General features: G+C 36.5%; 11 protein-coding genes. 2 read left to right on the top strand and 9 right to left on the bottom strand.

The window, feature by feature from the left end:
• Positions 1 to 215: 215 nt before the first annotated feature.
• Positions 216 to 1,175, bottom strand: coding sequence for an aromatic acid exporter family protein (locus FHY60_RS16355; protein WP_139906024.1), 960 nt, complete (start codon positions 1,173 to 1,175; stop codon positions 216 to 218).
• 98 nt (positions 1,176 to 1,273) lie between these two features.
• Positions 1,274 to 2,845 (bottom strand): DEAD/DEAH box helicase, encoded by a 1,572-nt coding sequence (locus tag FHY60_RS16360; RefSeq protein WP_139906025.1) that lies wholly within the window; start codon positions 2,843 to 2,845, stop codon positions 1,274 to 1,276.
• A 498-nt stretch (positions 2,846 to 3,343) separates the two neighbouring features.
• Here FHY60_RS16360 and FHY60_RS16365 point away from each other — a divergent pair, with 498 nt between their 5' ends.
• The gene (locus FHY60_RS16365) at positions 3,344 to 3,601 is read left to right on the top strand and encodes a hypothetical protein (protein ID WP_139906026.1); all 258 of its coding nucleotides are present in this window, start codon (positions 3,344 to 3,346) and stop codon (positions 3,599 to 3,601) included.
• A gap of 68 nt (positions 3,602 to 3,669) precedes the next feature.
• On the opposite strand, the gene nhaC is transcribed toward FHY60_RS16365, so the two are convergent.
• The 7 genes from nhaC to FHY60_RS16395 form a co-directional block, all read right to left on the bottom strand.
• The gene (gene nhaC / locus FHY60_RS16370) at positions 3,670 to 5,085 is read right to left on the bottom strand and encodes a Na+/H+ antiporter NhaC (RefSeq protein ID WP_139906027.1); all 1,416 of its coding nucleotides are present in this window, start codon (positions 5,083 to 5,085) and stop codon (positions 3,670 to 3,672) included.
• 211 nt (positions 5,086 to 5,296) lie between these two features.
• Complete coding sequence (locus tag FHY60_RS16375) at positions 5,297 to 5,506, bottom strand: cold-shock protein (protein ID WP_139906028.1); 210 nt, start codon at positions 5,504 to 5,506, stop codon at positions 5,297 to 5,299.
• Between the two features lie 84 nt (positions 5,507 to 5,590).
• A complete protein-coding gene (locus FHY60_RS16380; RefSeq protein WP_139906029.1) occupies positions 5,591 to 6,406 on the bottom strand; it encodes a ZIP family metal transporter in 816 nt (271 codons plus the stop codon).
• Between the two features lie 151 nt (positions 6,407 to 6,557).
• Positions 6,558 to 7,514 (bottom strand): M15 family metallopeptidase, encoded by a 957-nt coding sequence (locus tag FHY60_RS16385; RefSeq protein WP_139906030.1) that lies wholly within the window; start codon positions 7,512 to 7,514, stop codon positions 6,558 to 6,560.
• A 13-nt stretch (positions 7,515 to 7,527) separates the two neighbouring features.
• Positions 7,528 to 7,758 carry a hypothetical protein gene (locus FHY60_RS18070; protein ID WP_180375425.1) on the bottom strand — a complete coding sequence of 77 codons (231 nt, stop codon included), beginning with the start codon at positions 7,756 to 7,758 and terminating at the stop codon, positions 7,528 to 7,530.
• Between the two features lie 604 nt (positions 7,759 to 8,362).
• On the bottom strand, positions 8,363 to 8,872 hold the full coding sequence (locus tag FHY60_RS16390; protein ID WP_139906031.1) for a transposase zinc-binding domain-containing protein: 510 nt from the start codon (positions 8,870 to 8,872) through the stop codon (positions 8,363 to 8,365).
• Positions 8,873 to 8,971: 99 nt separating this feature from the next.
• Positions 8,972 to 10,420 carry an amino acid permease gene (locus FHY60_RS16395; RefSeq protein WP_139906032.1) on the bottom strand — a complete coding sequence of 483 codons (1,449 nt, stop codon included), beginning with the start codon at positions 10,418 to 10,420 and terminating at the stop codon, positions 8,972 to 8,974.
• 402 nt (positions 10,421 to 10,822) lie between these two features.
• Here FHY60_RS16395 and FHY60_RS16400 point away from each other — a divergent pair, with 402 nt between their 5' ends.
• Positions 10,823 to 12,706 carry an LTA synthase family protein gene (locus FHY60_RS16400; protein ID WP_163215799.1) on the top strand — a complete coding sequence of 628 codons (1,884 nt, stop codon included), beginning with the start codon at positions 10,823 to 10,825 and terminating at the stop codon, positions 12,704 to 12,706.
• Positions 12,707 to 12,793 lie beyond the last annotated feature (87 nt).

Genomic DNA, 12,793 nt, shown 5'->3' on the forward strand with positions numbered 1-12,793 from the left:
TTAATGTGGCTACCTGAAATATTGGGAAATTAGCACCTGTAAGAGAAAACGTTACTAACAATATGAATTTTTAAAGTGTATTAATCTCTCTTCACTGATTGTAGCAGATTATAAAATAAAAGATTTTCCGCAGAGAAACAGCGTAAAATCTTCCTTCCATTCTTAATTCTTATATTTTAATTATTAATTTTAAAAACTGTGATAAAACACAGTTTTCAATTAGTATGGTTCTTTTTAAATTCATATTTAATGGCTAGAAATTCTTCAAGGTCATTCATGAATTGATAGAGCATAGCCCTGTTCTCAAACTCTTCCCTGGTGCTAGGCAGGTTCATTACCTTGTAACTCTCTCTTAGTGAATTTAAGTCTTGGAGAAGCCCCAGTGCAGTATTCTGTTCATGTAGTTCCTTGGCCACCTTTTCAGTAAATTCGGCCATCATTATAGTCTGCTCATAGGTCATGAAAAACCGGCGGAAGTGTCCCCTCAATCTTTTTAGGGTATGCAATTGCTGTACCCTCATTTCCATATATTCTACGTAATAGTTGCTTTCAGAGAACAAGTAATTGTTTGAGTTCCTATAGGCCCTCTTTCTTGCGGCTTCCAATCTACTTTCTAAACCGTTAAATAGTTCTTCTTCCCTTATAGTTACATGCTGATTCCTTAAGGCCTGAGCCATATTTATTAGAATTGTCTTTATAGTCTCCTCGATATAACTTTGATCCTCTTTAAGCTGACCTTCTACACTGGGCATATAGAGATTAAGTAAAAGGGCTGTACCTGCCCCTACCAGCATTAATGACAACTCATTAAAAAGCCACTCTACTGCTACGGTGTTTTCCACCAATAGGTGGGTAACCAGTACGGAGTTAACAACTATTCCTTCAGCTACTTTTAGCCTTACAGCCAAGGGAATAAAAATTAATAGAAAGACTCCAAATACTAATGGATTATAGCCAAAAACAAGGAATAAGATTGTTGATATTGCTAATGCCAAAAAAAATGCACCTAACCGCTGAAGTGCTATTTGTACAGACTGTCTCCTGGTACTTTGGGTACTCAGGATTGCTATTACCCCTGCCGCCACAGAGTATTTAAGTCCAAGCTCCTTGGCAATCATCATGGCTATAGCAGCGCCAATAGCAGTTTTTATGGTACGGTATCCTATGAATTTCATAATTACTCCTTTCATTTATAGAAAAAGATATCTTCCAGTATGCAAAAAAGTTGTTAGAATGTACTTTCCAACAACTTTAATTTTTATGATAGCTACTTTTATATTCTTGGTTTTGAAACCTCGATTCTCATCCTTCGGCCACAAAGCTTCTGTCCATTGCATTTTTTTATGATATCTTCTACCACTTCGTCAGATACATCCACAAAGGTAAACTTATCCAGAATATCAATATTGCCTACATCTTCTCTGTTTACATCTGCATAGTTGTTGAAGAACTTAAGTATTAGCTTAGGATCAACCCTATCCATACGGCCTACACTTAAGAACAGTCTGATGAAGCTTGGGGCCGTATCTATAGAATTCTCTTCGTAATCGTAGCTTACTTCTTTACTGTATATCATTTCCATTAAAGCAGCAGCAACATCCACAAGATTGAACTCCTCATCCAACTCTGCTGCTAAAGGTACAAACTTCTTATATGTGTCCTTTTCCAGGGTAGCTTTCACTCTTGACAGCATATTCTTATACTTTGTGAGGAATATGTCGTCTACCGTAGGTATTTCTCTTCTCTTTATCTTACCCTTTGTTACCTTTTCAATCTGTTTAAGGGTCCTATACTCTCTGGCAGTAACCAAAGTATAGGCTATTCCCTCCCTGTTTGCTCTTCCTGTTCTACCGATTCTGTGTACGTAGGATTCTATATCCTGTGGCAGATCGTAGTTTATAACGTGAGTTACATTTTCAACGTCTATACCTCTTGCTGCCACGTCAGTAGCAACCAGAAATTCAATATTTCCCTCTTTGAACTTTCTTAAAGTGTTAAGTCTCTGATTTTGGTTCATATCACCGTGCATGCCTTCAACATTGTAGCCTCTGGCCTGCATGGCTTCTACCAGTTCATCAACACCCTTTTTAGTTTTGCAGAAGATTATTGCGGAAGTGGGTTCATCCACATCCAATATTCTGCAAAAGGATTCAAACCTATCCTTCTGTTTTATCTCATAGTAATACTGTTTAACAGTAGACACAGTCATAGCATTTTTTGCTATTGTTATGTGTTTTGTGTCACTCTTCATGTATCTCCTGGCTAGTTTTCTGATTTCATCAGGCATAGTCGCTGAGAACAGCATGGTCTGCCTTTCCTTGCTGCAACTGTTGATGATCTCTTCAATATCATCTATAAAGCCCATATTTAACATTTCATCAGCTTCGTCGAGAACTAAGAACTTTATGTCGCTTAAATCCATAACATTTCTTCTGATTAAATCCAAAACTCTTCCCGGAGTTCCTACAACTATGTCTATGCCTCTTCTAAGGGCACCGATTTGTCTTTCGATAGGCTGGCCTCCGTAAACCGGCAGCAGCTTTACCCTTACGTACTTTCCTATGCGGTTTAACTCGTCATTTACCTGAATAGCCAGTTCTCTGGTAGGTGTAAGAATTATGCTGTTTATCTTACCATCCATCCTCTTCATCTTACTTAAAATTGGAGCACCGAAGGCAAGAGTCTTTCCTGTACCGGTCTGAGCCTGACCTATGGCGTCAAACCCCTCCAATAGCACGGGTATAATTTCCGCCTGTATACTTGACGGCTCTTCAAAGCCCATATCATCTATTGCTCTAAGTACTTCCTTTGATAATCCTAATTCATAAAATTTATTTTCTTCCATTTATATTCCTTCTTTCAAACAATATTTTCGCATATTGCTTCTAAAACCATAATTCAGCCCACTTATATATCTTTGCTATCAAAGATATTATACCCACAAACAAAAACTCTATAAGAACTAATTCTTACAGAGTAATTTTAATTAAAACCATCTTCTAAAAACCTTATTCTTATTCAAATCAACGCCTATAGGACAAATATATCTATAACCAATTATAATCTTAAAATCAAATACGCAATCTAAGCCTATGCTAGTATATCACTATAAATTAAATTATGCAATATTTAATCTTCATTCCATGATAATTGGCCATTATATTTGCTAGCCATGGTATTACACTAATCTATATATACTATATCTCTATGGATAATCCTAATATAAATTTTAAAAAACATACATTCATATATACCTATTTGTGTAATTAAATGATATTTTTTAGTAGCATCCATTTTCTAACTTAAATATAATAAACCGTAAAGATAAAGAAGGAGCTGTACTATGAGTACAAACTTAAAAAGAAAAATTACAATACTTGAAGATTTGCTAGAAGACATACTTAGAGATTTAGAAGACCTACCCCTGATAAAATTTCATGAATACCGTGAACTAATGCTTGAAAAGATTTATGATTTTACCGACAAGCTTTTCCTGGCAGAGGAAGCTCCCTATGACAGTAGCGACATTTCTGATTACGATTATGACTACTACAACGAAGATGAAATCGAACACTATGTGGACGATGAGGAAGAGAGCTGATTATATATTTTTCATAATAATAAAGTCCAGCCCGGTTAGGCTGGACTTTATTATTGTTTATCATATTATTAGGAGGCTTCTGCCGCAACCACAGTTTCCTCAGTTCCTTCTTCAAGTTTTGTCATTGTAATTCCTGTATATCCGTAAATTACAGATACTATGGGGTTTATCCAATTCAGGAAAGCGAAAGGCAAGTAAGCAAGGGTAGCTACCCCTAGTGCTCCTGACATAAACATACCACAGGTATTCCAAGGAACCAGTGGGGATGTTAGAGTACCTGAATCTTCAAGTGCTCTGGATAAGTTCTTGGGATGCAAATCTCTTCTGTTATACTCATCCTTATACATCTTTCCCGGAATTACTATTGAGAGATATTGATCTCCGGTAACTATATTTGTAAAGATACAGGAAAGTATTGTTACTAATACTAGTGAACCGGTACTTCTAGCATAGGATAGAAGCTTTTCAACGATAACCTGCAGGAATCCAGACTTTTCCATTATACCTCCGAAAGTCATAGCGCAAAGAATCAGAGATATAGTACTCATCATGCTTTGAGCTCCCCCTCTGGTCAGCAGTAAATCTACAGCCTCAACCCCCGTCTCTGATACATATCCGGTGTTTAGCGCATTTAATATATCACCAATCCCCTTATTCTGAAATATTACTGCAAATATGGCACCAAGTAACGTTCCGGCAAATAATCCCGGTATAGCTGGAACCTTTTTTACAACAAGTATTATTACAATCACTGGTGGTATTAGTAATATAGGACTTATTGTAAATTGTTCCTGAATTCCATCTAAAAGTTGATTTATCTGTACGTAATCTAATTCCTTATTTGCATATTTCAACCCCAAAAGTCCATAAACCATAAGTGAAATGAGCAAACTTGGTGTTGTGGTGTATAACATATGTCTCACATGATCAAAAAGCTTTGCTCCAGCCATAGCCGGTGCCAAATTGGTTGTTTCGGATAGAGGAGAAATCTTATCTCCAAAATATGCACCGGATATAATAGCTCCAGCTACCAAAGGTGTATCGATGCCAAGACCTTGTCCAACTCCAAGTAATGCTACTCCTACGGTACCTGCAGTTGTCCAAGAACTTCCTGTTGCAAGTGCAACTATACAGCATATGATACAAGATGCCACAAGAAATACTCCCGGCGATAGTACCTTTAATCCGTAGAAGATCATAGCAGGAACAGTTCCGCTTAGTATCCATGCACCTATTACTGTTCCTATTATTATAAGAATCAGTATAGCTTGCATTGACATACTGATTGTGTCTATAATGCTTTTTTCCAGAACTTCCCATTTGCATCCCAATCTCATGGCCATGATTCCAGCAATCAAGGCTGCAAACATAAGAGGAATCTGAGCACTGCCTTCAAATTTTATTATGGTAACCGAAAGAAAAATAATCAATGCAATAATTGGAATAAGAGCTTCCCATATATATGGCTTTCTTACGTTGTTCATCATCTTCACCCTTGCGTATTATTTTAATAAGAATTATGAAAATTTATGCTTTCTTCTATGTTGATAAGCACATTAATTATATCAGCTCTGCATCAAATATCAATAATTATTTTTAAATTTCCTTAACATTCTTCACAAACTAAAATTATGCATAATTATAAATATAGACCTCCAAAAGTATTAGTAACCTTTGAAGGCCTTGTAAAAATAATTATAGTTTTTGTACATTAATTGCCATAGGTCCCTTTTTTTCTTCAACTACGTCAAAAGTTACTTGGCTTCCTTCATGAAGCTCCTTATCATTAGCTTCCCCTCTGATACTGTTCTTGTGTACAAATATCTCATCACCATTATTGGCAGAAATAAAACCATAGCCTCTTTCGTTATCAAACCACTTAACTACTCCGGTATACATGCTCATATTATGCATCTCCTTAAGTAATAAATTTACGCTACAGTTTTATTATTTCTTATATTGAGTTTCTATATTCAGATACCAATAGTATTATCCCAGTGCCACATCCAGTATCATCATTATTGCAAAACCCAGCAGTGCTCCAATGGTTGCAATATCCGTATGCCTTCCTTCCTGTGCCTCAGGTATTAACTCTTCCACCACTACATATATCATTGCTCCCGCAGCAAAGGAAAGGGCATAAGGAAGTATGCTCTGGATTTCTACTACTGCTACCGCTCCAATTACTCCAGCAATAGGCTCTACGATACCGGAAGCTTGACCGTATATAAAGCTTTTAAACCTGGAAAAGCCTTCTCTTCTTAAAGGTATTGAAACTGCCGCTCCCTCAGGAAAGTTTTGTATTCCTATACCTATGGCCAAGGCAACAGCTCCTGCTAAAGAGGCAGTAGGTAGATCTGCAGCTATAGCGCCGAAGGCAACTCCAACAGCTAGTCCTTCAGGTATATTATGCAGGGTAATTGCTAAAACCAACAGAACACTTCTTTGCCAGCTGGTCTTTATTCCCTCCGCCTCTTCTACCGGTGCACCAATATGTAAGTGAGGCATGATCTTATCTACTAAAAGTAAGAACGCTCCTCCTGCCAAAAATCCTGTCACTGCAGGTACCCACGGTGTTTTTCCTGCCTGTTCTGCCATCTCTATGGCTGGTGAAAGCAGTGACCAGAAGCTTGCAGCTATCATAACTCCTGCTGCAAATCCAAGCATTCCGTTCAAAACATTTTTATTGATACTTTTAAAGATAAACACCATAGCTGCACCCAAGGCTGTCAGAAACCATGTAAAAAGTGTTGCTAAAAGTGCCTGAAGCACCGGTGTTAATCCTGTAAACCAATCTACAATCATCTATTTATCAACTCCTTAATCTAGTGGAAATTATTGTCCATTTAGTTTATTATATTTTATATAATGGGGCTTTACAACACCATTTTTCTTCCCAGGTCTATTGCACCGCCATATTATTAGTATGTCATAATAAGAAAAAACGACTCAACTTTCAGGCTGAGTCTCTGCGCTTTAGTTTATTATCAATTTTTTCTATCAGTTCTTTTACTCCGGCTTCATTAATTGGTGCCCCATCATGCCACATCACTTTTTCTTCCTTTTCCTTGCCAAAGTATTTTGCCTTCATAATTATTTCCGGTCTGTACTCAAAATGTAAAATATCAAAATGCCACCACTTTCCACCCCAAATGAAATTATTTTTTTCAAACAATTCTACCAGCTCTGTTGGATAACTTGATAGTCTTTTCTCTCCTTCTTTATGAGATACCCATTTCCAATAATCCCTTTTGTCTCTTGCCAGGTCAATGGCAATGCCAAAAGAGTGAGGACTTAGTCTATTGGTGCCTGCTATTTTTCGGTAATTAAAGCTGCCGCTGAAAGGGAAGACATAATTCTCAATTCTGCCATTACTTTTGCAAAGAGGTATTAGTTCTTCCATCACCGACCTTAGGGCCTCTGCAGCCTGATTATTTTTATTAAATTGGCAATTGTGATATCCAACCTTTATATTTGTAAGATTTTTATTGATTACACTTTGACTTCCTCCATATACCTCTGCCAGTAAATCATAAACCCTTGCCCGTCCAGGATCAAAGTTTTCTGCCATTAATTTCTTAGTGGCAGTAAGAGGATATATCTGTTCAAGCATATCCTGTACGTCCGGATTTGAAAGTTTCTCTTCATGATTTTTCTTTCTTTTATCATCATAAAGAATCTTTTTGCCGGATTTCATTATAATATACACTTTACCATTTACGTCGCCGCCCTCAATGTCTTTTACATACTCCGGATATGCCATCATAAGGCATAACAAATCCTGCTTCATTGTCCTTATGTATTTTTCATCTACGGGATTCCCTGCAGCAGCCATCCCGTTAACAGCATTTACTATTGCTTCTATAATACTAAAGAATCCAAAGATAATTAATCCTATTGCAATTTTTTTCATATGGCTTCACCTCTCAGTTATTATTCTTACCAATGGCAAAGCTTATATGTAGAACAAAACCATCATTTAGCCCATAAAACTCTTTAGTATCTGTACTGATTCTTACAGACTCACCTGAAAAATGTTTGGTATCTATTGTAACTGTCCCATCAAATATATCTGATTTGAAGAGCCTTCTCGAGTACGTTCCGCTTATTTTAATGGGTACTTTTTTAGTATTGCCCTCATTTCCTAATTGAAACATTAACGCTATAAAAGTATGGTTAACTTTTCTTGGATAACTAAAAATCTGATGTTTTATAGTAAAAAATAATTCTAGCTAATATTAGGTTACGAACACTCCTTAATATTGTTATTACCTTAGCCACACTTTTTTACCAAAATAGTTTCCATCAATATTGATAAACAAGTAATAATATTCATTATATCACAAAATGGATTAATATGGAAATATATTATATTTAAATCGTAAATACAGTCTGTTTTTCTGTACTCAAATCTTTTTAATTGACCATAATAGCTCCTGTTGTTAAAGATAACCACAAAACAATCCATGTAAACATGCATTCGTGTCACAATATGTTAAATTCTTTCCATTTACCCCAAACAACATTTATAGTAACATATATACATAGAATATTGTTTCTAAGCATTGGTTAAATTCAATAGTTTCTCAAATTTCAATATTGCACGACATAGCTTGTAGCTATTCTTTCATCTTGATTTTCAAGAATGTGTTTGAGATAGATCCACTATATATTAATAACTATTCTTTAGCAAAAACATCTTGTCATTAATATCTGCATTAACATAAAAACCATCTTTATATACCCTGTACAAGGTACTAATTAATTTTCTAGTTTTATAATCCTTAAAATATTTCTTTTTAAGTCTCGTACAAAAGTATGAATTACCGCTATTAAACCCACCTCATAACTCTTGCCCTTATGTTTTTTGTACCAATAGTCAATTACCTGATAGACTCCGTCCATCAGGTCTTTAAGCATCTCTCTTCTTTTATAAAAATAATTTCTCAGTTCCTCAGGTATAGTAAATACACTATGTCTATGTACTACATTTAGCATATTCTCTTGCTGCTTTTCTACCCATTTCAGCGTGTATAGCCTTCCACATTTCACACAGAACTTACTTTTACAAGCAAACCCTGCTTTAATACCCTCTCCACAATTGAAACACATGTACTCAGCGTAACCTTTATTAATGTCTCCACAATGAAGAGATTTTTCAACCACATTAAAGATATGCTCTCGCATATCTTTAGGCAATCTATATGATAACTTATCTTTGAATTCATACCATTTATGTTCCAGAATCATTTTTATGGTTATCTTATTCATAGCAATCACCTAGATAAATACAGATACACTTAAATAATCAAAGTTATCCACAATTTCTTAAATACATAATTTCCTATAGAGAAATAAATATGAAGCCAATTAATGGCTTCTATCTTTATCACTTTCTCTATTTTTATCTGTCAATTCTTCCGAAGCCTCCATGCTCATCCTCATCTTGGAAAGTGTACCGATGCCGGTGTTATTAATTTTATGGTTTTTTCTTACCCTTTTGATACTTCTCATTACTAAATATGCAGACGAGTATACAGCCACTATTATCAGGCCTGCAATAAGCCCAGATCCTTGACCAGGAACTAAAGGCATGCTTACTATTATGGCTACAAGTCCCGTCAAGGCTATCCAATCTGAATAAGGATAAGCTGGCATCTGGCATTTCCCGTTAGGTGGACAACCATATTTTTTCCTGAAGCGGATGTGGGTTGCTAAAATAACAGCATAGGTAAACAGGAGGGCAAAGCCACTGGAGCTTAGTAAAAATATATATACGGTCTCCGGTAGGATAAGGCTCATAGACATTCCAACCAGCATAGCTATTCCGGAAAAAATTATTCCCCTCCTGGGTACATCCTCCATTGTTTTAAGCCATTTAGGCGCTTGGCCGTCCAAAGCCAAGGACCGTATCATTCTCCCTAAGCCAAACATAGCTGCCAGCATAGTTGATAGTATTGCAGTGATTAAAACAATATTAAGTACTGTACCTGCCCAATCAATTCCCCACCGGTTTAAGGCCGCTACCATGGGACTGATTTCTTCGTTTAGGGCATCAGTTGGTACTAACGGCATTATCACTGCTATGCAGATTACATATAAACCAACTAAAGTAAATACTGTATAGTTTATTGCTTTTGGAACAGTCTTAACGGGGTTTTGTGCCTCCGAGGCTGCCAATCCGATAGTTTCAAATCCGGCATATGTAAGCAGTACTATGAGCATACTTCCTGCAACACCTCCAAGCCCTGCAGGAAATAGCATTTCCCGGTTTAATTCACCTAATCCTACCCTTGTAATCCCAGGCATGATTCCACTGATTATAGATAAGGCCATAAGAATAAAAGCTATAATTGCAAGGAGTTTTATAGCAGCCAGACTGCTTTCCAGCTTACTTAAATTGTCTGCGCCAAGTAAGTTGATCAAAGTTACAGCTATGATTATCATTGAGCCCACCAAAGAAATAGAGATATCTGGTAACCATTCTCTGATTAAGAGGGATACCGCCGTGGCTTCACTGGACATTGCCAGGATTAGTCCTGTCCAGTAAACCCAGCCCACAACAAAGCTGACACCTGGACCAAATACATCTCCCGCAAAGCTTCGGAAAGACCCGGGAGCTGCATTTGCCACTGTCATTTCGGATAATGAATATAATATAAAATACACCAGAACTGCACCTAAGACATATGAAATTAGTACAGCAGGACCTGCAGCTTTTATTGCTACAGAAGAACCAAGAAAAAATGAACCACCAACTACAGTTCCCAAAGCCATCATGGCTAACTGCCACGCAGACATGCCTCTATGATTACCCATAAAAATTACCTCCCAGTATAAGTTCATTCTTATGGTAGTGTTCCACAAAAGCAGCGTATTAATTTAAAATTTTTTCACTTATTCCCCCTAATTGTCTCTAAGGTTTCCTTGTTTTCTTTAACTTCTATTAACTTTTCATATAAATCCAAATTAGCATCTATTGATTTATAAATTTCTGTATTTTTTATCCATACTGGTTTTCTCAGAGCCCGATTGAGAATTTACATGTTGATTTTCTACAATACAATATTAATTATTGGGTTAATAAACTCCAATGGGTGGGATTAAACATATATGTATATTATTATAATGCATGAAAAAATATAAACCATGTTTTACTTTCAAAAGTTTTGTGCTATATTAAATAGTATTGATTCCCAACTATATGTTATGGAGGCAAGTATGTTTATCAATATTAAATCTCTTAAATCAAAGTTATTGAAAAAGGGCAGCTTCAGTAAAGCTATATTATTCTCCTTTATAATATCCGTGGTAGCCTGCTTTATATTACAATTTTTTCAGTTATCTCATAATATATGGGCAGTTACTAACTGGATAGTACAGAACATTGGTATATTCGTGCTTAGCTTTGTTTTTATATTCTTCCTTCAGCTCTTCCTGCTTTCTATTATTGGAAATCTATATTATAGTTCAACAGTGACCTTTATTATTCTTGTAGCCATAGGATATTCAAACAGTAAGAAGATATCTGTGTTGGGCGAGCCCTTGTATCCAATAGACTTTTATCAGATAAGAAATATAAAGTCCCTTTTTGAAATGATTGGAGGAAGTGTTTCCTTATTGCATATTATAGGTATTTTGCTCCTTTGCGGAACATTTGTGTACTTATATAAAAAACTTCCTAAGATGAAAGTTTCAATTCGATTAAGAGTTATTACCTTTACCTTATCAATATTTGTAATCTATTCCTACTTACATTTTAGCGAAGGTTTTATAAATGTTCTTGCTGCCGGCGCCGGAGTAGAGGTTGTGCTTTGGAACCAGCCGGAGAATTATGAAACTAATGGCTTCGTCTTTGGCCTTCTCTCCAATCTGGAAAACAATGTTATGGAGGAGCCTGAAGCTTATTCAGAAGAGACCATAAATCAAATAGTTGAAAAATATAAACTCAAAGCCAATGAGTATAATAAGCAAAGAAATGTTTTGACCAAAGGTGAAAAGCCAAATATTATCTTTGTCATGGATGAAACTTTTTGGGATCCCACAAGACTTGAAAGCCTAAGTTTTAGTGAAGATCCTATAAAGGAGCTATACGAGATTATGTCAAAACATTCCTCAGGCTTGCTTTTATCTCCTGAGTTTGGTGGTAATACTGCCAATGTAGAGTTCGAAGCCCTTACCGGTCTATCCATGTATAACTTGATACCGAGCTCTATACCTTATCAGCAGTCACTAAGCAAGGAATCCGCCTTTCCTTCTATTGTGAGCCTCTTGGAGGATAAGGGCTATGATACCCTGGCCATACATCCATATAAAAAAGTTTTCTACTCAAGAGACAGTGTCTATTCTGCCCTAGGCTTTAATAGTTTTTTAGGTGAAACTGATATGAAGCATATCAGCAGACTAAGCGAGAACGCCTATGTCTCAGACCAAGCAGTGGTAGATGAAGTACTGGACAAGTTGCAGAACACTGATTCGCCGATGTTTATTCATGCTGTAACCATGCAGAACCATCTTCCTATACAAGCGGGAAGACACGGTACAAATTCTATCACCATAACCGGCCTGGAAGGGGAATTAAAAGAGGAACTGGAAACCTACTCTCAGGGAATAAAGCAATCTGCTCTTGCAATGAGGAATTTGACAGATGCCCTATCAGAGCTTACTGAGCCTACTATAGTTGTATTTTTCGGAGACCATCTCCCCTCCTTCAGCACCTCTGTTTATGAGGAAGCAGGGTTCACAAAAGCTGACCCCCATGAGAGTGAAAGATTAAAATCAGAAACTCCTTTGTTTATTTACTCTAATTTTTCCATGGAGAAAAGAGCTTTAAACACTATGAGTCCTGCATTTTTAGGTGTGACCTTATTAGATATGTTAGAACAACCCCTTAGCCCTTACTATGCAATGCTTCAGGATATAAAATCCCGCATCCCCGGGCTCAAGCTGGATGTAATGGTAGACTCAGATAATAATATAAAAACGGAACTTACAGCAGAGGAGAAAAGCTTACTTGAGGAGTATAAGCTGATTCAGTACGATTTGCTGAAGGGAAAGAAGTACTCTTGTCCCTTGATGTTCAATGATAGCGATATGCATCAATAAAACTCTCTTGGAATTGAGCAGAAGTACCAATTAGATTTAATTGACAATGGACATTAATTGTCAATTGTCCATTGTCAACTGTCAATT

Origin of the sequence: Clostridium thermarum, assembly GCF_006351925.1 — a bacterium.
GTDB lineage: Bacteria > Bacillota > Clostridia > Clostridiales > Clostridiaceae > Clostridium_AU > Clostridium_AU thermarum.

What these genes read in the sequence shown, in the direction of transcription:
- nhaC (WP_139906027.1), bottom strand. Translation starts at nt 5,085, where the DNA reads ATGAACAACGTAAGAAAGCCATATATATGGGAAGCTCTTATTCCAATT.
- FHY60_RS16390 (WP_139906031.1), bottom strand. Translation starts at nt 8,872, where the DNA reads ATGAATAAGATAACCATAAAAATGATTCTGGAACATAAATGGTATGAA.
- FHY60_RS16360 (WP_139906025.1), bottom strand. Translation starts at nt 2,845, where the DNA reads ATGGAAGAAAATAAATTTTATGAATTAGGATTATCAAAGGAAGTACTT.
- FHY60_RS16375 (WP_139906028.1), bottom strand. Translation starts at nt 5,506, where the DNA reads ATGAGCATGTATACCGGAGTAGTTAAGTGGTTTGATAACGAAAGAGGC.
- FHY60_RS18070 (WP_180375425.1), bottom strand. Translation starts at nt 7,758, where the DNA reads ATGTTTCAATTAGGAAATGAGGGCAATACTAAAAAAGTACCCATTAAA.
- FHY60_RS16395 (WP_139906032.1), bottom strand. Translation starts at nt 10,420, where the DNA reads ATGGGTAATCATAGAGGCATGTCTGCGTGGCAGTTAGCCATGATGGCT.
- FHY60_RS16380 (WP_139906029.1), bottom strand. Translation starts at nt 6,406, where the DNA reads ATGATTGTAGATTGGTTTACAGGATTAACACCGGTGCTTCAGGCACTT.
- FHY60_RS16355 (WP_139906024.1), bottom strand. Translation starts at nt 1,175, where the DNA reads ATGAAATTCATAGGATACCGTACCATAAAAACTGCTATTGGCGCTGCT.
- FHY60_RS16400 (WP_163215799.1), top strand. Translation starts at nt 10,823, where the DNA reads ATGTTTATCAATATTAAATCTCTTAAATCAAAGTTATTGAAAAAGGGC.
- FHY60_RS16385 (WP_139906030.1), bottom strand. Translation starts at nt 7,514, where the DNA reads ATGAAAAAAATTGCAATAGGATTAATTATCTTTGGATTCTTTAGTATT.
- FHY60_RS16365 (WP_139906026.1), top strand. Translation starts at nt 3,344, where the DNA reads ATGAGTACAAACTTAAAAAGAAAAATTACAATACTTGAAGATTTGCTA.